General features: G+C 71.5%; 12 protein-coding genes. 5 read left to right on the top strand and 7 right to left on the bottom strand.

The annotated features are described in order from the left end of the window. Positions 1-3: 3 nt before the first annotated feature. The 3 genes from AB0L53_RS51505 to AB0L53_RS51515 are packed head-to-tail and all read right to left on the bottom strand — an operon-like array spanning position 4 to position 3306. Positions 4-1833 carry a N,N-dimethylformamidase beta subunit family domain-containing protein gene (locus AB0L53_RS51505; RefSeq protein WP_364011867.1) on the bottom strand — a complete coding sequence of 610 codons (1830 nt, stop codon included), beginning with the start codon at positions 1831-1833 and terminating at the stop codon, positions 4-6. Beyond that, positions 1830-3074 carry a condensation domain-containing protein gene (locus AB0L53_RS51510; RefSeq protein WP_364011870.1) on the bottom strand — a complete coding sequence of 415 codons (1245 nt, stop codon included), beginning with the start codon at positions 3072-3074 and terminating at the stop codon, positions 1830-1832. Before AB0L53_RS51510 ends, AB0L53_RS51505 begins: the two co-directional genes overlap by 4 nt. Beyond that, positions 3067-3306: an acyl carrier protein gene (locus tag AB0L53_RS51515; RefSeq protein WP_357942352.1), complete on the bottom strand. Its 240-nt coding sequence runs from the start codon at positions 3304-3306 to the stop codon at positions 3067-3069. The genes AB0L53_RS51510 and AB0L53_RS51515 overlap by 8 nt, the downstream gene beginning before the upstream one ends. 145 nt (positions 3307-3451) lie before the next feature. On the opposite strand from AB0L53_RS51515, the gene AB0L53_RS51520 reads away from it, so the two are divergent. The 4 genes from AB0L53_RS51520 to AB0L53_RS51535 are packed head-to-tail and all read left to right on the top strand — an operon-like array spanning position 3452 to position 17983. After that, on the top strand, positions 3452-4861 hold the full coding sequence (locus AB0L53_RS51520) for an AMP-binding protein (protein ID WP_364011874.1): 1410 nt from the start codon (positions 3452-3454) through the stop codon (positions 4859-4861). 2 nt (positions 4862-4863) lie between these two features. Beyond that, on the top strand, positions 4864-6348 hold the full coding sequence (locus tag AB0L53_RS51525; RefSeq protein ID WP_364011876.1) for a condensation domain-containing protein: 1485 nt from the start codon (positions 4864-4866) through the stop codon (positions 6346-6348). Next, positions 6345-12611, top strand: coding sequence for an amino acid adenylation domain-containing protein (locus AB0L53_RS51530; protein WP_364011878.1), 6267 nt, complete (start codon positions 6345-6347; stop codon positions 12609-12611). The genes AB0L53_RS51525 and AB0L53_RS51530 overlap by 4 nt, the downstream gene beginning before the upstream one ends. Next, positions 12611-17983 (top strand): amino acid adenylation domain-containing protein, encoded by a 5373-nt coding sequence (locus AB0L53_RS51535; RefSeq protein ID WP_364011881.1) that lies wholly within the window; start codon positions 12611-12613, stop codon positions 17981-17983. The genes AB0L53_RS51530 and AB0L53_RS51535 overlap by 1 nt, the downstream gene beginning before the upstream one ends. On the opposite strand, the gene AB0L53_RS51540 is transcribed toward AB0L53_RS51535, so the two are convergent. From AB0L53_RS51540 to AB0L53_RS51555, 4 genes are all read right to left on the bottom strand, one after another. After that, complete coding sequence (locus AB0L53_RS51540; protein WP_364011884.1) at positions 17957-19012, bottom strand: 2-oxo acid dehydrogenase subunit E2; 1056 nt, start codon at positions 19010-19012, stop codon at positions 17957-17959. The genes AB0L53_RS51535 and AB0L53_RS51540 overlap by 27 nt on opposite strands. After that, positions 19005-19985, bottom strand: coding sequence for a transketolase C-terminal domain-containing protein (locus tag AB0L53_RS51545; protein WP_364011887.1), 981 nt, complete (start codon positions 19983-19985; stop codon positions 19005-19007). The genes AB0L53_RS51540 and AB0L53_RS51545 overlap by 8 nt, the downstream gene beginning before the upstream one ends. Further along, positions 19982-20890, bottom strand: a complete 909-nt coding sequence (locus tag AB0L53_RS51550; protein ID WP_364011889.1) for a thiamine pyrophosphate-dependent dehydrogenase E1 component subunit alpha — start codon at positions 20888-20890, stop codon at positions 19982-19984. The genes AB0L53_RS51545 and AB0L53_RS51550 overlap by 4 nt, the downstream gene beginning before the upstream one ends. A gap of 179 nt (positions 20891-21069) precedes the next feature. Then, positions 21070-22239: an FAD-dependent monooxygenase gene (locus tag AB0L53_RS51555; RefSeq protein ID WP_364011892.1), complete on the bottom strand. Its 1170-nt coding sequence runs from the start codon at positions 22237-22239 to the stop codon at positions 21070-21072. 68 nt (positions 22240-22307) lie between these two features. Here AB0L53_RS51555 and AB0L53_RS51560 point away from each other — a divergent pair, with 68 nt between their 5' ends. Beyond that, positions 22308-22871, top strand: a complete 564-nt coding sequence (locus AB0L53_RS51560) for a TetR/AcrR family transcriptional regulator (RefSeq protein WP_364011895.1) — start codon at positions 22308-22310, stop codon at positions 22869-22871.

The following is a 22871-nucleotide window of genomic DNA, read 5'->3' on the forward strand; positions in this document are numbered from 1 at the left end:
CTCTCACCGCCAGGAGAGGCCGGTCCCCGGGCCGGTGCCGATGAGTCGTCCGGCGGAGGCGGCGAGGACGGTGTGGCCCCCCGCCGGGCCCAGGTCCTGCCAGGCGGTCTCGTGTCGCTCAGCGGGTCTGGTCAGGATCCGGTCGGCGGAGACGGCGAACAGGCGCCCGTTCATCGCGGTCAGGCTCACCGCGCCACCGGCCGAGCCCGCTCGGGCCCAGTCGTGGGTGTCCAGCCGCCGGATCGGGAGGTGCCACAGCTCGCCCGCCGAGGTGACGGCGAACAGGCCCTCGTCCACTGCGGCCAAGCCGGTGGTGCCCTCGGGGGCCTGGCTGACGTCCTGCCAAGTGGATCTGGCCAACACGGGGGCGCGGTAGCGGATCGTTCCGTCTGGAGCCACCCCGTACAGGCCGGCGGGTGGGCCGCCGTGGGCCTCCCGAGGGGCCGCCAGAGCGATCACGTCGGTCTCGTCGATCATCTGCCATGGCAGGTTCTGTCCGGAGATGTCGCGGACGGCGAGTGTCCCGTCCGAGCAGGCGGCGAAGAGCCGGCTGTCGCAGGCGACCAGAGCACGCGTGCCGCCACCGGCACCATGAGACGACTCGCGAGCAGGCGGGCAGGTTGGGGCGGGGCCGATCGCGTCCCAGGAGGGTGGGTGGCTTGGAGGGTGGGACAGGCGGTCGAGGACGTTTCGGGTGATTCTGTCCAGGACGGGGTCGTGGAGGGTGTTGCCCCAGTTGATGGTGCCGGCGTTGAAGACGGTCCCCGCGCCGAGGCGGTGTACGCCCATCGTGGCCGCACCGCCCTTCCCGTACCGGCGCCAGTGGCTCAGGTCGGCTGTGGCGAGGACGACGAACGACGGCGGTGTGCCGTCGCGGCCCGTCGCCCTCGGCACCCCGTCCACCCATTCGAGGTCGGCGGCGTCCGTCTCGTAGCCGAGCGCGCCCGTGCCGAAGGCGTCGCCGTCGGCCAGCCCGGTGCCGTCGAACACCCAGTGGTCGGCGAAGCGGGCCGTGTACGACTCGTGGGCCATCACCCGTGAGTCGACCCAGCAGCCCGCGCCGTTCCGGAAGGTGAGGCCGGTCAGGGTGTTCTCCGGGCGGTTGACGGGTTCGCTGGGCCATTCGACGGTGGCCCGGCCGGGGTCGGTGGCGGCGAGGGGGTCGGCGACGGCGTCGCGGTAGCAGACCATCGTGCGGAGGTCGTCCTCGAAGCGGACCTGCCACCAGCAGGTGTTGCCGGAGAATATGGCGATATTTCCACCGGCCCGCGCGAACGCCTCCACCGCGTCCCGCATCTCCCACGACCAGTACTCGTCGTGCCCGTTGATCACCAGCAACCGGTAACGGCTCAGCAGGTCGAGACCGTCGTGCAGGTCCAGCCCCGAGCAGTAGTCGACCGGATGGCCCGACGGCCCGAGCCACCGCAGCAGCCCCAGCTCCCACTCCTCGATCTGCGGCCCCGCCCCCGGCCGGTCGAAGCTGACCTTGACCGCCCGATCGGGCTGCTCGGCCTGGTAGAGCCCTTCACCGGGCACGCCGGGCCGGTTGTAGGCCTCCCAGGTGGGAAAGGGAATCGCCACCATCACCGGCGAAGCGGGAACAGCCGCACGTACGACGAAATATGCGGACCCGTCGCCGACGACGGCGCGATAGAGGGAGCTGGGCCAGTCCGCGCCCACCTTCAGCGTCCAGGTGTCGCCCTCGGCCGTGTCCCGGAGCATGACCCGCCCCGACGGCACGTCCTCGACGGTGATCGGGCCGCCGCCCCCGAGCAGGTGGAACCGGAGCGACTCCCCCTGCGCGCACGACGTGGCCGCCGCGTACAGGCTCATGCGAACGCCGCCTCGACCAGCGTCGACTCCATGTCGTACAGGAAGCGTTCGATCCCCGGCGGCGCGAGCAGCCCGGTGTCGGCGTACAGCGACACCTCCATCCGCCCCGGCTCGCCGCCGACGTGCAGCCGGAAGTCGCAGATGTTGCGGTCCATGGTGTCCGTCCAGACCAGCTCGGTCCGCTCCATCGAGGCGCGTACGGCCCGTTCGTCCAGACCTGTCGCCTCGTCGCGCTGCACCAGCCGCTGGTCGTTGAAGCAGCCGAACGACCTGATCCCCGGCCCCATGCCCGACACCGCCTCCTCCATCGCGTACGGGTCGAACTGGGCCTGCCGGTAGGCCCGTAAGGCCACCTGCCAGCCCTGCCGTACCAACTCCCCGAAGTCCGGCGTACGCAAGTCGAGCAGGACGAGCCCCTCCTGCGAGATCGTGGAGACCACGTCGCGGCGCTCTGCCGCGAATCGGTTGTTGACGATCACCCGCATGCCGCAGAACCGCTGGCCCGTGAGCCGTCCGGCGAGCCGGATCGCCGCCGTGAGCAGCACCGTCGAGGAGCTCACCCGCTCGCGGGCGGCCACGGCCTGCGTCGCCGCGGCGATGGCCGCCGAGGTCATCGTGACCTCCCAGAACCGCGGGCGCCGCGGGACGTCCGACAGGGCCACGGGATCCATGCGCCGGTATTCGGACAGCCAGAAGGCCAGCGCCTCGTCGGACGTACGCTTGCCCTCGGCCGAGCGCTGCCACTCGGCCAGCTCGCGCGGCGTGGCGCTCTCCGGCGGGGGCAGCGAGTCGCGCAGCAGGAGCAGCCGGAAGTCCTTCACCAGGAGATCGGCCGCGTGCCCGTCGGCGGCCAGATGGCAGAGCACCAGCACGACATGCCGGACATAGTCGCCGGTCACGAGGAACGCCACCCGCAGCGGCCACTCCTCCCAGTAGTCGAACGGCTCACCCGACAGCCGGTCGCACACCACCTGAGCGGATTCGTCCGTCACCTCGACGTACGGCCGGGCGATGGGCGAGATCCGCTGCCGTGGGCAGTCGCGCGGCCCGCTGAGCCGGGTGCGCAGCGCCTCGTGCCGGGCGACCAGGTCGTCCAGGGCCTTGACGGCGCGTTCGACGGTGACGGGCCGCTTCGGCGCGGCGAAGATCCGGCCGATGTTGAGATAGTGCTCCTGGGGCCGCGCCGCCACCACGGCCCGCCAGATGTCCTGCTGCCCCCAGGTCAGCGGCGACTCAAGCATGGAGCCGTAAGTAGTCCACCAGCTCGTCCAGGCTGTCGGCCGAGGTCATGTCGAGTTCGATGCCGAACTCCGCCTCCACCGCGTCGATCAGCCTGAGATAGCCGAGCGAGGTGACGCCGAGATCGGCCAGCCTGGCCTCCCCGGCCAGCACCTCGGCGGCCTCGACCGCGCCGTCGGTGGCCTCGGCCACCATGTCCGCGAGGCGTCCGCGTAGATCCCCGTCCGTCTGCACCTGGCCAAGCCCTCCCGTTTCCAGGGAAATCCGGGGCGAGTGTGTCACGCGGGGCCTGACGGCGGCAAGCGGCTGGCGGTAAGGGGTTGACGCAATTGTGCATTTTTTCTAGCGTCTTGCGACATCCCGATAATAATTTTGGGGGGTGGTTCAGTCGGCCCGTCCTGTCCCTGCTCTGCTGAGCTCACGAGCCGCCACCGACCCCGACCACGAGGCCCTCATCGTCGCCGGAACGGGCGGCCTGACACTCGGCGAGTGGGACGAGCGCTCTGACGCCGCCGCCCATCGCCTGCTCGACCAGGGCGTACGGCCAGGAGACCGAGTCGCGCTGGTGTTCGGCGGCCGTGACTGGCTCGACTACGCGGTGAGCTGGATGGCGGTGCTGAAGGCGGGCGCGGTCGCGGTCCCGCTGTCGGACCGCCTGGCCGAGCCGGAGCTGGCTCGCCTGATCAAGCACTGCGGTGCGACGACGATGATCCGGAGCGGCGACGAGCTCGGTGGCCCGACCGGCCCGGTCCCGGTCAAGGTCGATCCGCTCGGCTACGCCCAGATCCTCTACACCTCCGGCACCACCGGGCAGCCCAAGGGCGTGGCGGCCAGCCACGCGAACCTCACCTCCCCGCCCGTACACCCCAAACGCCGCCCGTTCGCTCACTCCAGGCATCTCGTGCACGCCTTCCCCATCGGCACGAACGCCGGCCAGGTCATGCTGCTCCACGCGCTGAGCGCCGCCCCCACCGTGGTCACGCTGCCGCTGTTCACGCCGGCCCGCTTCGCGGCGCTCATCGAGTCGTACGCTGCCGGGACCGTGTTCGTGGTGCCCGCGATGGCCATCGAACTACTCGGCGCGCGTGTCCAGGACCGTCACGACCTGTCGAGCGTGCTGTTGCTCGGCTCGGCCGCCGCCGCGCTGCCACCGAGGGTCGCGGCCGAGCTGACCGAGGCGTTCCCGAACGCGACGGTCGCGAACTACTACACCTCGACCGAGGCGGCGCCCGCCCAGACCGTCATGATCTACGACCCCGACCGGCCGGGCGCGCTCGGGCACGCCGCCGGCAGCCTGCGGATCATGAACGCCGACGGCGACCCGGCCCCGCCCGGCGAGACCGGCGAGGTGTGGCTGCGCGCCGCCGCGCACTCCCGGTCCTACTACCGCGAGCAGCGGCAGGACACCTTCCAGGACGGCTGGGTACGCATGGGCGACCTCGGCTACCTGGACGACGACGGCTACCTGTACCTGGTCGACCGGGAGAGCGACGTCATCAAGTCGGGCGCCTTCAAGGTCTCGACGCTCCAGGTCGAGGCCGCGCTGCACGAGCATCCGGCCGTCTCCGAGGCGTCGGTGTTCGGGGTGACGCATCCGGTCATGGGCATGGTGGTGGCGGCGGCGGTGGTGTCCCGCGAGCCGGTGACGCTGGCCGGCGTACGCGCCTTCCTGGCCGAGCGGCTCGCCCAGCACGAGCTGCCGACCCGGCTGCTGTGCATGGACACATTACCCAGGAACGCCGCCGGAAAAGTGATCAAGCGAGAACTGCGCAGTATGGCAGAGGGGTGAGCATGGTCCTGGCGTCACAGGCCCAGCACGGGATGTGGATCACCGAGGTGCTGCACGGCACCGGCACGGCGTACCACATGCCGTTCGCCATGTGGTTCGACGGACCGCTGGAGCGGGAGGCGATGCTGGCGGCGTGCCGGACGGTGCTTGCACGGCACCCGGTGCTGGGCCACGCCTTCGAGGAGCGCGACGGCGTGCTGCACCTATTGCCCGCCAGGGAGCTCCCGCCGGTCGCGTTCGTCGTGGAGCCGGACCCGGAGGCGCTGATCGAGCGGGAGATCGCGCGGCCCTTCGAGCTGTCCGCCGGGCCGCTGGCCCGGTTCACGCTGGCGGAGGTCTCGCCGTCGCGGCACCTGCTGCTGTTCGTGGCGCATCACCTGGTCTTCGACGGCATGTCCAAGGATCTGCTCGTACGGGATCTCGCCGCCGCCTACTCCGGGGCGCCGCTTCCGCCGCTGCCCATGCCGTACGGGGCGGAGGAGAAGCCGTCGCCGGAGGCGGAGGCGTACTGGCGGGCGCGCTGGCGTGAGGTGCCGCAGGTGGTGATCAACGGGGTGACGCGCTCGCCGCGGCTGGCCGAGCGCGGCGAGACCGTCCTGCTCACCCTGACTGATGACATGCCCGACTTATCCGGCGTGACGAGATTCGAGGTCTTCCTCGCCGCCGTGCACGCCCTCCTTCACCGGTACGGCAACGCCGACACGCCTGTGGCCGTGGCCATGTCGACCCGGACCGCCGAGACCCGGGACGACATCGGCCTGTTCGCCACCGAACTGCCGGTGTTCGCGTCGTTCTCGGCCGAAGACTCCTTCCGTGAGCTGGCCCTGGATATCCGGAGCGAACTGCGCGAGCTGAACGCCTTCCGCGAGGTGCCCGTGGCCAGGGCGGTGGGCGGGATCAAGCCGAGGGTGGCACTGGCGCCGGTGTCCATCAGCTTCCGGCGGCGCGCGCCCGAACAGATCTTCCCCGGGCTGAAGCTGTCGGTGGAATGGAAGATGTCCAGCCATACGGTCAGGAACGCGCTCCACCTCCAGGCCGTCGACGGCGACGACGGGCTGCATCTGACGCTGCACTACAGCCCGGACGTCATTCCCCGGAGGGATGTCGAGCTGGCCGGGGACCACCTCAGGGCGGTGCTGCGGGCGGTCGCCGCTGATCCGGACGTACGGCTCGCCGATCTGCTCCCAGCTGTCCCCCAGGTCGTTCCCCAGATCACTCTGGAGGCGCCGCCGGAAGCCGGGCCCGCGCATGACGAGGTCGACGCGGAGTTGGTCGAGCAGGTGCGGCTGATCTGGATGGAGGTCCTGCGGATGGACCACATCGCGCCGGACGAGGACCTCTACGACCTCGGCGGGCACTCGCTGACCATCACGCAGATCAGCGCGCGGATCAGGAAACGGCTCGGGGTGGAGGTGCCGTTCGACGTGTTCCTCGATGATCCGACGATCACCGGTGTGGCGGCGGCCATCGGCGAGCTGCGGCCATGATCTCCCTGGGCCAGGAGCGGCTCTGGTTCCTGCAGCGGCTCGATCCGTCGGACGCGGCCTATCGGGTGGCGGCGGTGCGGCGGTTGCGGGGGGCGCTCGACGCCGGCGCGCTGACGGGGGCGTTCGGGGATGTGGTGGCGCGGCATGAGTCGTTGCGTACGAGGTTCCCCGAACAGGACGGGCTGCCGATCGCGGTGATCGACCCGCCTGGGGCGGTGGTGCCGGTGGAGTTCGTGGTCCTCGATCGGGCGGTCCCCGACGAGCCTGAGGTCGCGCGATTGCTCGAAGAACGGGTCAACACGCCCTTCGACCTGGCCGCCGCTCCGCCCTTGCGGATCACGCTGGTCCGGCTGGCGGACGACGACCACGTGCTGTGCGTGGTGCTGCACCACATCATCGGCGACGGCTGGTCCCTGAACGTGCTGTTGAGCGACCTGGCCGCCTACTACCTCGCCCGCACGGAGGGCGAACCGGCCGCGCTGCCCGAGCTGCCCGTCAGCTACACCGAGTACGCCGGCACCCAGCGGGTCTCCCACACCGACGCCGACTACTGGACGGCCAAGCTGGCCGGGGCGACGCCGCTGGAACTGCCCACGGACCGGCCGCGTCCCGCGCAGCGCGGCAGCGCGGGCGGCGAAGTGCACTTCGACCTGCCGCCCGAAGTCGCCGGCGCGCTGTCCCGGCTGGCCAGGGCCGAGCGCTCGACGGTGTTCATGGTGCTGCTGGCCGCCTACCAGGTGCTGCTGGCCCGGCATGCCGGGCAGGACGACATCGTGGTCGGCTCGCCCACCGCCGGACGCGACCGGCCGGAGCTGGAGCCGATGGTCGGGCTGTTCGCCTCCACGCTGGTGCTCCGGGGGGATCTGTCGGGGGATCCGCCGTTCAGTGAGCTGCTACGCCGTACCCGCCGGACCGTGCTGGAGGCGATGACGCACCGCGAGGTGCCGATCGAGCGGGTGCTGTCCGCGCTCGACATCGAGCGCGACCTGTCGCGTACGCCGCTGTTCCAGGCAATGCTGGCGCTGCACAACTCCGCGGTCGGGTACGCGGAGGCGGAGTCGTTCGCCGGGATGGAGAGCCTGCCGTTCCCGCACGGGGCGCCGCCGGCCATGGTGGATCTGCGGATGGATCTGTGGCCGTCGGGCAGGGGCTGGCACGGGGCGCTCTTCTACAGCGCCGAGTTGTTCGGCCGGGAGACGGTGACCCGGCTCGTGGCCCGCTTCCAGACCCTGCTCGCCTCGATCGTCGCGGCTCCCGAGGCTCGTCTGTCGGAGCTGGACCTGCTGCCCGCCGCCGAACGCGAGCTGCTCGACCAGACCTGGAACAGCACCGCCCTGGACGTACCGGTCGCGACCGTGGTGGACCTGGTCATGCGGCAGGCGGAGCTGCGGCCGGACGCGACCGCCGTCTCGTGCGGCGACCACTGCCTGTCCTACGCGGAGCTCGTCGCCCAGGCCGTGCGGGTGGCGGGGGAGCTGCGGGAGCGCGGCGCGGGGCCCGGATCCGTGGTCGCCGTACGCGGGCGGCGGTCGGTGGAGCTGCCCGGCACGCTGCTCGGCGTGCTGATGGCGGGGGCCGCCTACCTGCCGATCGACCAGGCGCTGCCGGATGACCGGGTGGCCTACATGCTGGCGGACTCGGGAGCCCGGTTCACGCTGGACGACTCCCGGTTCACGGCCGCCGACACCGACGCCTGGCTCCCAGCTGCCACCACCGAGCCCGCCCCTGAGTCCGTCACCGTCGGGCCCGATGGCGGGTCGGCCGCCTACGTGCTCTACACCTCCGGCTCGACCGGCCGCCCGAAAGGGGTGGTCGTGCCTCACTCGGCGCTGGTGAACCTGCTGGCCGGGCTGGAGCACCTGCTCGGCTCCGGGCCCGCGGACGTGTGGCTGGGCAGCACTTCGTTGTCCTTCGACATCGCGGGCCTGGAGCTGTACCTGCCGCTGGTGACCGGTGGGCGGCTGGTGCTGGCCGACGACGAGACCGTGCGGGACGGTGCCGCGCTCGCCGGGCTGATCTCCGCGTCGGGCGTCACGCACGTCCAGGCCACCCCCTCGGGCTGGAACATGCTGCTCTCCGCCGGGCTCGACGCCTCCGGGCTGGTGGCGCTGGCGGGCGGCGAGGCGCTGCCGCTCGCGCTGGCCCGGCGGCTGCGGCGGCGGGTGGCGCGGTTGTTCAACATGTACGGGCCGACGGAGACCACGATCTGGTCCACCGCCTGGGAGGTGCCCGCCGAGCCCGGCCGGGTGAGCATCGGGCGGCCGATCGCCAACACCCGAGTCCACGTGCTCGACGGCTCCGGCCGACCGGTGCCGATCGGCGTACCCGGTGATCTCGCGATCGGCGGGGCCGGGCTCGCGCTCGGCTACCTGGGCCGGCCGGAAGCGACCGCCGAACGCTTCGCGGACGGGCTCTACCGGACCGGCGACCGGGTCCGGTGGCTCGGCGACGGCACCCTGGAGTTCCTGGGCCGGGGCGACGGACAGGTGAAGCTGCGCGGGCACCGGATCGAGCTGGGCGAGATCGAGGCCGCGCTGGAGTCACATCCGGGCGTACGGCGGGCGGCCGTCGTCGTCCGCGGGGACGAACTGGTCGCCTATGTGGAGACCACCCCGGACGTGGCGACCAGGCCGGAGGTGGAGACCACCTCGGACCACCCCACCGACCTGCTCGAACACGCGGCCGGGTGGTTGCCCGCCTACATGGTGCCCGGTGTCGTGGTGGTGCTGGACGCGTTGCCGATGACGCCCAACGGCAAGGTCGATCGGCTGTCGCTGCCGGAGCCGGCCGGGCCGGTGGCGGGGCGGGGCGGCCCGCCGCGTACCGCTCGCGAGCGGCAGGTGGCCAGGATCTTCGGCGACGTGCTCAGGATCGGTGACGTCGGCGCGGACGACGACTTCTTCGCCCTGGGCGGGCACTCGCTGCTGGCCACCCAGGTCATCGCCAGGCTGGCGGCGGCGGGGACGACGGTGCCGTTGCGGACGTTGTTCGGGCAGCCGACGGTGGCCGGGTTCGCGGCGACGCTGGAGGGGCTGCCGGAGGGCCCTGGCCTCTCGCTCGCCCCGCGCCCGCCCGGCACGCTGCCTCCGCTGTCGGCGGGCCAGGAGCGGCTGTGGTTCCTGCATCGGCTGGATCCGGACGACGCCTCGTACAACATGTACATCGTGCGCCGGCTCCGCGGCCCTCTCGATCCCGAGGCTCTGCGACGGGCACTGACCGCGTTGCTCGCCCGGCACGAGTCGCTGCGCACGCGCTTTCCCGAGGTGGACGGGCGGCCGGTCGCCGTCGTCGAGCACGCCGGACGGCCCGCCGACGTCGAGCTGCTCGACGCGGGTGACGAGGCGGAGGCCCGCGCGCTGGTCGCCGCCCGCACCAACGCTCCCCTGGACCTCGGCGCGGCACCGCCGCTCCGGATCACGCTCATCCGCCTGGGCGAGGACGACCACGTGCTGTGCATGGTGCTGCACCACATCATCGCCGACGGCTGGTCGATCACCGTCCTCCTGGACGACCTGGCCAGGCTGTACGCCGGGTCGGGGGGCCTGGCGCCGCTGGCCGTACAGCATGGGGACGTCGCGCGCTGGCAGCGGGAGCAGGACGGGAGCGCGGCACTGGATTACTGGCGGGAGCGCCTCGCCGACCCGCCCACGCTGGCGCTGCACACCGACCGGCCGCACACGCCGGGACCGGCGCGCGGCGACTTCCACCTGCTGGACATCCCCGACGACCTGGCCAAGGCGCTGGACGCGACGGCGCGGCGGCAGCGGTGCACGCTGTTCATGGTGCTGCTGGCGGCCTACCAGGTGCTGCTGGCCCGGCACACCGGGCAGACGGACATCATGGTCGGCTCGCCCACCGCGGGGCGGGATCGGGTGGAGCTGGGGCCGATCGTCGGCTACCTCAGCACCACGCTGGTGCTGCGCGGCGACCTGTCGGGCGACCCGACGCTGGACGAGCTGCTGATCAGGACGCGGCGGACGGTGCTGGAGGCGATGGCGCATCAGGACGTGCCGTTCGAGCGGCTGCTGGCGGAGCTGGACATCGAGCGGGATGTCACCAGGAAGCCGATGTTCCAGACCATGCTGACGCTGAACAGCCAGACGCCCGATGGGGAGCGGGATCGGCTCGCCGACGATCTGGAAATGTCGTACTTCGACGATGGGTATCGGCAGGCCAAGTTCGACCTGGTGGTGGAGGCGTGGCAGGCGCCGGGGCGGCTGCGGGTGGCGTTCGGGTACGACACGGGGCTGTTCGACGCGGAAACGGTGGCGGGACTGGCGGAGCGGTTCGCGGTGCTGTTACGCGGGATCGCCGACCCGGACAACCGGCATGCCCCCGTGTCGGCCCTGCCGATGCTCACTGTGGCCGATTCGGCGCTGATCGCCTCGGCCGGGGGCGACGTTGGCAACGGGATGATCGAAGCGGGTGGCGAGGGGGCCATCGAGCCGGGCGTGCCGGAGATGATCGCGTCGGCCGTCGCCGCGCACTCCGGTGAGACGGCCGTCGTCTGCGGGTCCGAGAGCGTCACCTACGGCGAGCTGGCCGAGCGGGTGGCCCGGCTGTCCACCGAACTGGCCCAGCGCGGCGCGGGCCCTGGCGACATAGTCGGCCTCCGTCTCGGCCGGTCAGTCGACGCGGTGGTGGCGATGCTGGCGATCTGGCGCGTCGGAGCCGCCTACTTGCCGCTCGACCCCGCCTACCCGTCCGTCCGTCTGCAGCACATGATCGCCACGAGCGGCGCCCGCCTGATCGTCCCGGACGACCTGACCACCACGAGCAGCACCGGCCCGGTCGTCTCGGACGCCCGGAGAGCCGCAGACGCCCGGAGAGCCGCAGACGCCCGGAGAGCCGCAGACGCCCAGAGAGCCGCGGACGACCTGGCAGCCGCATACGGCCTGACCGCTGTGGACGACCCCCGTGCCCAGGCGCCGGGCCTGGCCTACGTCATCTACACCTCCGGCTCCACTGGCACCCCCAAGGGCGTGGCGGTCGAGCACGCCGGGCTGGCCGCCCGGGTCCGGTGGATGCGTCACGAGTACAGCCTGCGCCCCGGCGACCAGGTCGTCCAGCTGGCCTCCCTCAGCTTCGACACCCACGCCGAAGAGCTCTACCCCGCCCTGACCACCGGCGCCACCGTCGTACTGGTGCCCGACGGCGGCGCCACCCTCCCCGACCTGCTCGCCGAACGGCCCGGCATCACCGTCCTCGACCTGCCGACGGCGTACTTCCACCACCTCGTGGACCTGATCGACGAGATCGCCTGGCCGACGGCCCTCCGCCTGGTCGTCATCGGCGGCGAGCAGGTACACGCCACCGCCGTGGCCCGCTGGCGGCGACGGTTCGGCGACCGGGTACGCCTGGTCAACACCTACGGCCCCACCGAGGCCACGATCGTCGCGACCGCCGCCGACCTGACCGGCGACGACCCGCACCCGCCGATCGGCCGCCCCATCCAGGCCACCACGGTCCGGATCCTCGACCCGCGCGGCACGCCCACTCCGCCCGGCGCCCCCGGCGAGCTGTACATCGGCGGCCCCGGCGTCGCCCGCGGCTATCTCGGCGCGCCCGAGCTGACGGGCCAGCGCTTCGTCCGGCTCCCTGGCGGCGACCGGTACTTCCGTACCGGAGACCGGGTGCGGCTGCGTCCCGACGGGCTGCTGGAGTTCCTCGGGCGTGTCGACGAGCAGGTCAAGGTGCGGGGCTTCCGCATCGAGCCGGGCGAGGTGGAGCACTGCCTGCGCATGCGTCCGGACGTACGGCAGGCCGCGGTGGTCGCCAGGGACGGCGAGCTCGTCGCCTATGTCGTGGGCGAGACGGCCGACCTGGCCGACCACGTGGCCGGGCGGCTCCCGCCGTACATGGTCCCCGCTCATTGGGTGGTGCTCGACGCGCTGCCGCTCACCGCGAACGGCAAGCTCGACCGGGGCGCGCTGCCGGATCCCGGCCGCGCCGCCGGCACGGACGCCACGCCGCCGCGTTCGGACGCGGAGGAGCTGGTCGCCGACGTCTGGGCCGAGGTGCTCGGCGCGGACAAGGTCGGCGCGTTCGACGACTTCTTCGCGCTCGGCGGGCACTCGCTGCTCGCCATCAGGGTGGCGGCCCGGCTGCGGGCGATCGCGGGTGTGGAGCTGCCGATCCGTACGCTGTTCGCCCGCCGTACCGTCGCCGAGCTGGCACGCGCCGTCGAGGAGGCGCTGGTGGCGGAGGTGGCCGGGCTGTCCGACGAACAGGCGCTCAGCATGCTCGACCCGGAGGACGCGTAGTGACCGAGCTGACCGAGGCCCAGCGGGCGCTGCTGACCCAGCGGTTACGACGGCGCAAGAGCGTGCCGACGATTCCGGCGCTGCCGGACGGCCAGGCGCCGCCGCTGTCGTACGCGCAGGAGCGGCTGTGGTTCATGGAGCAGTACGCGCCGGGGAACCCCGCTCACACGGTCCCGTTCGTGCGGCGGCTGCGCGGCCCGCTCGTCACCTCCGTGCTGGCCGACGCGCTGAACCGGGTCGCCGCCCGGCACCAGGCGTTGCGGACCCGCTTCCCGGTCGGCGACGACGGACAGCCCACAGTGACAGTCACGGCCGACGCCGCCGTCCCGTTCACCGTGGCCGCCGCCGACGACGTGGACGAGGCACGGGCGCTGGTCGACCGTTTCCTCGCCGAGCCGTTCGACCTGGTGACCGGGCCGGTGATCAGGGCTCTGCTGGTACGGCTGGGCGCCGACGACCACGTGCTGGCCATCGCCGTCCACCACATCGCCGCCGACGGCTGGTCGGCGAACATCCTGCTCCGCGAACTCCTGACCGGTTACGACCGGAACCCCCTGCCCGACCTGCCCGTCACCTACGGCGACTTCGCCGCCTGGCAGCGCGAGCGGCCCGGCGACGCGGCCGATGTGGCCTACTGGCGGGAACGGCTGGCCGGGTTGTCGCCGCTGGAGCTGCCCACGGACTTCCCCCGGCCGCCCGAGCTGACCTACCTCGGCGCGGCGCACTCGTTCACCATCGACTCCGCGCTGGTCGCGCGGCTGGAGCAGCTCGGGCGGGAGCACGGCGCCACGCCGTACATGGTGCTGCTGGCCGCCTTCGCGGCACTCCTCGGCCGGTACGCCGGGCAGGAGGACGTGGCCATCGGCTCCCCCGTGGCCGGTCGGTCGCTGCCGGAGCTGGACGGGCTGATCGGCTGCTTCATCAACATGCTCGCGATGCGGGTGGATCTGTCGGGGGATCCGTCGTTCCTGGGGTTGCTGCACCGGGTGCGTGACCTGGCCATGGACGCGTACGCGCATCAGGAGCTGCCGTTCGAGCGGCTGGTGTCGGAGCTGAACGTGCCTCGGGAGGTGTCACGGTCGCCGCTGTTCCAGGTCCTGTTCGCGATGCAGAACTACGGCGGCGAGCCGTCGTCCGGTGGGCTGACCGTGGAGGGGTTCTCGCCGGGGGTGTGGGCCACCCGGTTCGATCTGGAGCTGTACACGGGTGGCGATGGTTCGTTCCTGTTCGTGTACAACGTCGCGTTGTTCGGGGCCGAGCGGATCTCGCGCATGGCCGGGCATTTCACCGCACTGCTCAGCGGGATCGTGGCCGACCCGTCGGCCCCCGTCTCCACGATCGAGTTGCTCACCGCGCCGGAGCGAGAGGAGCGGGAGCGGTGGAACGACACCGGGCTCGACCTCGGCGACCCCGGCCTCCTCCACCGCCCGTTCAAGGAGCGGGTGCCGCATTCACCTGATGCCGTCGCGGTGGCCCATCCCGGCGGCGAGATCACCTACGCGGAGCTGGCCCGCCGGGCCGGGCTGCTGGCGGCCGAGCTGACGTCGGCGGGCGTCGGGCGCGGGGAGCTGGTCGCGGTCGTGATGGAGCGGGGGTGGGAGCAGGTCGTGGCGGTGCTGGGCATCAACATGGCCGGGGCGGCGTACCTGCCGATCGACTGCGATCTGCCGGACCAGCGGCGATTCGAGCTGATGGCACGCGGCGAGTGCCGGGTCGCGGTGACCCAGCCGTGGCTGGACCTGACCTGGCCCGCCGACATGACCCGCCTTTCAGTGACTCCTCCGTCCACGCCCTTGACTCCCCCGCTTAGTCCCTCGTCCGCTCCCCTGGCGCCCCCCGACTGCCCGGCCGCGCCCGACGACCTCGCGTACGTGATCTTCACCTCGGGCTCGACCGGCGCCCCGAAGGGCGTGATGATCGAGCACCAGGCCGCCCTGAACACCGTCCGCGACCTCAACCACCGCTTCCACGTCGGCCCGCACGACCGGATCCTCGCCCTGTCGGCCCTCAGCTTCGACCTGTCCGTGTACGACGTCTACGGCGCCCTGGCCACCGGCGCCACCCTCGTCATGGGCGAGCCGTCGGCCGACAAGGACCCCGCCGCCTGGGCCCGCCTGGTCACCGAGCACCGCGTCACCGTCTGGAACTCGGTCCCCGCCCTCATGGAGCTCCTGGTCGACCACGCCGAGCACGAAGGCACCGATCTGAGCTCGCTGCGCCTGGTGCTGCTGTCCGGCGACTGGATCCCGCTGACCCTCCCCGACCGGATCCGCGCCCTCGCCCCGGCGGCCGAGATCATCAGCCTGGGCGGAGCCACCGAAGGCTCGATCTGGTCCATCTCCTATCCGATCGGCGAGGTGGAGCCGGGCTGGTCGTCCATCCCGTACGGCCGCCCGCTGGCCAACCAGTCCTTCCACATCCTGGACCGCGGCCGGTGTGACGTGCCCATCGGCGTCCCCGGTGACCTGTACATCGGCGGCGTCGGCGTGGCCACCGGCTACTGGCGTGACCCGGAACGCACCGCCGCCGCCTTCATCAGCCACCCCCGCACCGGTGAGCGCCTCTACCGAACGGGCGACCTGGGCCGCTACACCGCGGACGGCACGATCGAGTTCCTCGGCCGCGCCGACGCGCAGGTGAAGATCCGCGGCTACCGCATCGAACTGGGCGAGATCGAGACCCACCTCGCCCGCCATCCGGACGTGGCCGAGTGCGTGGTCACCACCCATGGCTCGGGCACTCAGGCGCAGCTGGTGGCGTACGTGGTGGGTCAGGCGGATCCGGCCCGCCTGCGCGGCCACCTCGCCGAGAGCCTGCCCGCGTACATGATCCCCACCCGTTTCGTCCCCCTCCCCCAGCTGCCCCTGACCGCCAACGGCAAGGTGGACCGGCGCCGCCTCCCCGCCCCCACGTCATCGGCGGACGGCGCGGAACCGGGCCGGCGCGTCCCACCGGCCACGGAGGCGGAGCGCCTGGTCGCCGCGGTCTGGGCCGAGGCGCTGGACATGGCCGACTTCGGAGTGGACGACGATTTCTTCGACATGGGTGGGCACTCGCTGCTGGCGATCAAGGTGGTGGCCAGGCTGCGCAGGGCGCTGCCGCCCGGCGCCGCGCCGATCGCAGTGGTGGACCTGTTCAAGCACCCGACCGTCCGCGAGCTGGCCGCGCTCGTCGACGGCACCGCCACCGCCTCGCGCGGGCTCCTGCACGAGCTGACGCCACGCCGTACCTCTCCCGCCGAGCTCACCTATGTGTGCGTACCGTACGGCGGCGGCGCGGCGGTGGTCTACCAGCCGCTCGCCGACGCCCTGCCCTCGACCTACGCCCTGTGGTCGGTGGCCATCCCCGGGCACGACGTCGGCCTGGACGAGGAGCGGCTGCCCCTGGACGAGGTGGCGGCCCGGTGCGTGAGTGAGATCCAGGAGAAGGTACGCGGGCCGGTGGCGCTGTACGGGCACTGTGGCGTGGGGTCGGCCCTGATTGTCGAGATCGCGCGACGGCTGGAGGCGGCGGGCCGCGAGCTCGAAGCGGTGTACATCGGGGCGATCTTCCCCTTCGCCCGCCCTGGTAAGGGGCCCATGGCGCTGCTGTCCAAGCTGGCCAGGCGCGAGTTCCTGCGTAGTGACCGGAGCTATGTCAACTGGCTGATGTCCATGGGGCTCGACATGGGCGAGCTGGAGCCGGGGCAGGCTCGGCACATCATCAGGAACATGCGGCGCGACAGCGAGGCCGCAGAGGAGTACTTCACCGGGCTGTTCGCGAGCTCGGTGGAGCGGCTGCGGGCGCCGATCGTCAGCGTGGCGGGAGAGCACGATCCGGCGACCGAGTACTTCGAGGAGCGGTACCGCGAGTGGCACTTCCTCGCGCCCACCGCCGCCGTGGTGGAGCTGGACGAGGCCGGACACTTTTTCCTGAAATATCGGGCGGCCGAGCTCGCCGAGATCGTCACCCGTACCCACGTCGCCCTAGAGGACCCCAGCCGGCCGGCCGGGGTCAGCTGGCGGGTGCGGGAGGTGTCGCGGGACCGGGAACGGGCTGTCGCGACCGGGCCGCAGCCGAGCATGAAGCGGTTCACGGCCGTTGCCAGTGGTCAGCTGGTGTCCCTTCTGGGGTCGGCGCTGACCGGGTTCGCCATCCCCATCTGGATCTATCTGACCACGGGCTCACTGGCGCAGTTCGCTCTGCTGTCGGTGGTCGGGCTGGTGCCGGGGATGGTGGTGGCGCCGCTGGCGGGGGCGATCGTCGATCGCGGGAACCGGCGGGCCGTCATGCTCGGCGGTGACGCCGCCGCCGTCGGCACCCAACTCGCCTTCGGAACGCTGCTCTGGACCGGGAACCTGCAGACCTGGCACGTCTATCCGCTCCTCGCGCTGCTGTCGGTGGCGCTGACGTTCCAGCGGCTGGCCTACACCTCGGCGGTGCCGCAGCTCGTCCCCAAGCGGTACCTCGGGCACGCCAACGGCATCGTCCAGATGGCCGGTGGCATGACGCAGTTGCTCGTCCCCCTCGCGGCCGTCGGGCTGATGGCCGTGATCGGGCTGGAGGGGATCCTGGTGCTCGACGTGGCCAGTTACGTGTTCGCGATCGGGGTGACACTGCTGGTGCGCTTCCCCGCCGCGATGGCCTGGCGCCGGAAGGAGCCGGTGCTGGCGGAGATGGCGGCCGGGTTCCGCTACTCCTGGGGCAACCTGGGCTTCCGTCAGATGCTCCTCTACTTCGCGGTGCTGAACGTCTTCCTGTCTCCCCTGTTCCTGCTGATCTCGCCGCTGGTGCTCTCTTTCGGCACGCTGCAGGACGTGGGCCGGATCTCGTTCGTGTCCGGGCTGGGGGTCTTCCTCGGCGGTCTGACCATGACGGCCTGGGGCGGGCCGAGCCGGGGCCGAATGCGGGCGGTGCTGTGGTGCACGCTGGCGCTGGCGGCGTTCTGCCTGGTGACGGGGTTGCGGGCGGATCTGGTGACGATCGGGATCGGGGCGTTCGGGATGTCGCTGTGGCTGACGCTGCTGAACGGTGTCTACGCCACGATCGTGCAGGTGAAGGTGCCCCAGCGGTTCCACGGCCGGGTGTTCGCGCTGAACACGCTGATCGCCTGGTCCACACTGCCGCTCGGCTTCGGGCTCGTGGCACCGTACGGGGCGGCGGTGTTCGACCCGCTGCTCGCCCCCCACGGCCCGCTCGCCCCGACCGTCGGCGCGCTCATCGGCACCGGCGCCGGGCGCGGAGTGGGACTGATGTACGTACTGTTCGCCGTGGCGATGGCGGTGCTCGCGGCAGTGGCGCTGCGGTCACGGCTGCCGGGCCTGCTCGACCAGAGCGCCGACGCGACCCCGGACGACCTGGTCGGACTACAGGCCCTCGGGCGCAGTCTCTAGGGTCTCCTTCAACGCCTGGAGGAACAGGACGACGTCCCTGCCGTTGATCAGCCGGTGGTCGTAGGCCAGGCCGATCGCCGCTGCCATCCGCTCGCCGTCCGGCTGCGGTGAGGTGAGGGCGATGGCGCAGGTCTGGCCGGGGAAGATGATCGGAATGGCCATGATGATGTCGGCGTCGTGGTGGAGGGTGACGACGATGTTCCCGCCGGTGAGGTGGGCCTCGGTGAAACCGCCGTGCTGGGCGAGTCCGCGGAATTCGGCCAGGCGGTCGGCGATGTCCGGTACGGCCAGACGGTCGCGGATCACCGGCACGTAGAGGCCGGCGCCCATGTCGATCGTGACGCCTACGCGTGGCTGGTCAGGGATGCGGGCAGTCCTGTCGTCGATGAGTTCGGCGAAGAACATCGGGAAGTCGGCGTGCAGCCGGGCGACGGCGGCGACGAGCAGGTCGGGCAGGCCGATCAGCTTGCGTAGCCGTCTGGTCAGGGCCCGGGCCGTCTTCTGGGCCGGGGTCACGTCTACTTTTATCGCGGTGTATCCGGCGGGGATGGTCTGGTGCGACAGGGTCACGGTCCTGGCGACTGCGCGCTGGTGGTTGGAGAGCGTGTGGGCCTGGCCGCTTTTGGGAGGTGCTGCCGCGAGCCGTTCCACGTCGGCTCGGCGTACCACCTTGACCTCCAGCCCGGCCACCAGCGCGGGGTCGAGGCCGAGTTCGTCCAGCAGCGCGCGGGCCGGTGCCGTGATGATCGGCCCGCCTTCGACGGCGGGCACCGGCTCCTCCGCATCGGGCAGGGTCGGCTTCGGGCCGATTCGGGCGATCAGCTGGCCGGGGGCGCATGACGCGCCGGCCCCTACGAGTTGGGTGAGCACCCCGTCCTGCTCGCTGACCAGCTCCTCCACCGCCTTGGACGTCTCCAGCGTCACCAGCGGGTCATTCCGCCACACCCGCGCGCCGTCGGCCGCCAGCCACTCCAGCAGCGTGTACTCCGAGTCGTTGTTGTTCAGCTTCGGGACCCGGATCTCACCCATCGAGCGCCTCCAGTACGGCCCTGCTGATCGTGCTGTCCTGCAGCACCACGGCACGCTCCAGGTGCGAGGCGGTGGGGATCACGCTGTCGGCCGAGCTGACCAGGCGGATCGGCCGCCGGAGCGAGCCCCACAGCCTGGTGTGCAGGTCGGCGGCCAGGTGGCTGCCCCAGGTGCCGCCCGCGCTGCCGTCCTCCGCCACGCAGACTAGCCCCACCTGACCGAGCAGCGGCAGCACGGCGGTTGGGTCGAACGGGTACAGGCGCGACGGGACGAGCACCGCCCCGGCGAGGTCGTGGGAGAGCAGCAGCGTGCGCATGGCGGCGATGGCCCGGTGCGCCACGCCGCCAGGGGCGATCACCACGTAGTCGAGGTCACCGTCGAACCGCACCACGGCCACGTCCTCGACCAGGTCCCAGGAGAACAGCTCGTCCACCTCGTACATCCGGCGGGTGTAGAGGACTTTGTCCTCGAAGAGCAGGCAGGGCTCTTCCAGGGCGAGCATGCGGTCGAGGACGGCGCGGTTGTCGTGGAACGGCGACATCTCGAACAGCGAGAGGCCGGGCACGCCGATGAAGTGCTTCTGGAGGTTCTGGCTGTGGGTGGGACCGTAGCCGCGGTTGCCGCCCGAGGGGCAGCGGATGACCAGCGGCATCGGGACGCGATGGCCGTACATGGAGACCGATTTGCCGGCGAAGTTCACGATCTGGTCGAAGGCGAGCGCGGCGAAGTCGCCGAACATCATCTCGACGACGGCCTTCTCCCCCGCCAGCGCGAGGCCGGAGGCGGCGCCGACGATCGCGCCCTCGCTCAGCGGCGTCGTCAGGACGCGGTCGGGGAAGCGGGTGGACAGGCCACGGGTGATCTTGAAGGCGCCGCCGTAGGGGTCCAGAAGGTCCTCGCCAAGCATGTAGACGGCGGGGTCGTCGCCGAGCAGACCGTGCAGGGCCTGGTTGAGGTTCTCACCGACCCTCACGCGGGCGTCCCGACGGCTGAGGGCCGGGCGGTGGGATTCCAGACGGCTGGGGGCCGGGCGGCCACCTCTTCGGCGATCATGTCGACGCGGGCACGGGCCGCCGCTTCGAGGCCGGCCGACTGTTCGGGGTGTTCGGCCTGGTAGGCGGCGTACCAGTCGGGCCGTACGACGTCCGGCGGGCGGGTGTCGTCGCCCTTGCTGTGCGGGCCGAGGCGGTGTGTGGCGAACTCCACCACCAACGGCGCACCTCCCCTGACCGTCTCCACCAAAGGCGCGAGATGCCGCCTTATTTCGGAAATATCCAAGCTAGTCACCCGGGTGTGCTCGATCCCGAAGGCCGCCGCCCGCCCCGCGATGGTCCCCGCCATCTGGAGCTCCGTCGGCGTGGACTGGGCGATGCCGTTGTGCTCGACCACCACGAGCAGTGGCAGCCGCCAGAGCTGCGCCATGTTCAACGCCTCGTACACCGCCCCCTCGCCCCACGTACCGTCACCGATGTAGACGCAGGCGAGCCCGCCGGGCTCGCGCCGCTTCAGGTGCAGGGCGACCCCGGTGGCCACCGGCAGGCTCTGCCCCTGTACCCCGGTCGACAGGTAGCGGTCGCGGCGCAGATGCTGACTGCCGCCCACACCGTCGCACACGGCGCCCTTCCGGCCCATGATCTCGGCCAGCAGCCCTTCGGGATCCTCGAACCGGGCCAGATAGTGGCCGTGACCGCGATGGTTGCTGAAGACCCAGTCACCGTCACGCAGCAGCGGGCGCAGGGAGACGGGGACGTACTCCTGCCCGAGGCAGGTGTGGGTGGTGCCGTTGAGCTCGCCCCGCTCGAAGAGCGCGAGCAGCTTCCGTTCGAAGGACCGGATCAGCAGCAGCAGCGCCAAGTCCTCGTCAGCCAGCCTGTTCATAGGCCCCTTGAGTCCCGGGAGAACCTCCAGAAAGGCTATACAACAGCGACATATCACGTCTACGGCTACTCAGTGGCGAACCGAAAGGCCGTAGACGTCAAAGCTCGGCCATATCCCCGATGACAGCGGCGGCCGGCGCCCCCTGGGCCGCCAGGCCAGCCCGACCGCAGCCACACCACCTAGCGGGCTGGGGCGTACTCCGGCAGAGGCCGGGCGTTCCTGGCCTGCACCCGGCGCTCCACCGCGCCGATCGCCTTCATCAACGGCAGGCGGGCGACGACGTCGCGGACACACCGGCCGCCTTCGGTCTTGGGCACCATGAGGCGGACGTTAGGACCGATCTGCTGCTTGTTGTCGACCAGCGGACGGTGGGCGAGGTCATAGCGGGTGAAGGCGATGCGGTGGTCGCCGCCTGCGGCGGCGAGTTCTCCGGCGAGGCGGTAGGCACCGACCAGTGCCAGTTCCGCGCCCGCGCCCGAGGCGGGGGACGCGCACCAGGCGGCGTCGCCGACGAGCGCGATGCGGCCGCTGGACCAGGAGTCCATCCGCACCTGGCCCAGGGCGTCGAAGTAGAAGTCGGGGTCGGCCAGGGCCGTGTCGAGCAGTTCCCCGGCCCGCCAGGACGGGTCGTCCCCGAACGCCTCGCCGATCAGTCGCTTGTGCTCGGCGACGTCCCGGTGGTCGAACTCCAGCGGCGCGGAGCGGAAGATGAAATACGCCTTGGCCTGAGCGTGGTTGCCGGATCGGTAGATTCCAGTCATCTTGCCCGGCGTGTTGAACATCGTCACCCAGCGGTCCTCACCGAGCGAGGCGTCGGCATTGGCGAAGGCGAAGTAGTGGTCCTTGAACTGGACGAACTGCTCTTCGGTGCCGAAGGCGAGACGGCGGACGTTGGAGTGCATGCCGTCGGCGCCGACGACCAGGTCGAAGCGGCGGGCAGGCGCGTGCTCGAAGGTGACCGTCACCCCGTCGTCGTCCTGCCGCAGGCCGAGGATGGAGTCGCCGAACAAGTACTCGGCGTCGGTCACCTCGTGCAGCAGGGCCACCAGGTCGCCGCGCATGATCTCGACGGAGGCCGGATCCCGGGTATCGATCCGGGCGACGGCCCGGTCGGCGGCGTCGACGAACTTCATGCCGTGTACGTCGGTGGCGAGCTCGCGGACCCGTGGCAGGAGTCCCATCCGCTCGATCACCTCGACGGCGTTGCCGCGCACGTCCACCCCGTTGCCGCCGGGGCGCAGCGCCGGGGCGCGCTCGACCACGGTGGGCTTGAAGCCGTGCCGGGCCAGCCAGTGGGCCAGGGTCAGGCCGGCGATGCTCGCGCCGGAGATCAGGATCCGCTCGTTCATGGGGGCTCCTTCGCGCTACGATAACTGAAATGGACGTTCCATTTGATTATGTGAAATGAGCATTCCAGTTGTCAACATCCACTGAACCCCCGCGCCGGGCCGACGCCGTTCGCAATCGCCGGCTCGCCCTGGACGCGGCCACCGCGCTACTGACCGAGCCGGGCGTATCGCTAACCGTCGAGGCCATCGCCAAGAAGGCGGGCCTGGGGGCGGCGACTGTCGTGCGCGCCTTCGGCGGCAAGGACGCACTCCTGGACGCCGCTGTGTCCCGGCTCCTTGAACCGGTGGTGCAGCACGCCCGCGACCTCCTCGCCGAGACCACGCCCACGCAGGCCCTGCGGATCTTCCTCCGCGAGCTGATCGCCTTCCAGGCCGCGCACTACGCCATCAACGACCAGCTAGGTGGCCTGGACCTACCCGCCACCACGGCCCTGCGCGCCGACCTCGTCCGCGCCGTCGAGGAGATGATCGACGGGGCACGCCGCGACGGCGCGGTCCGCACCGACATCGACCCCGCCATCATCACGGCTCTGATCGGCCAGACCGCCCTAGCGGTCGCTCGTACTCAGCCGCCGTCCCAGGAGCTCGCCGACGCCTACCTCACCGTCCTGCTGGACGGACTCCGCCCTTGA

It is taken from the genome of Nonomuraea sp. NPDC052129 (genome assembly GCF_040680095.1).
Taxonomy (GTDB): Bacteria; Actinomycetota; Actinomycetes; order Streptosporangiales; family Streptosporangiaceae; genus Nonomuraea.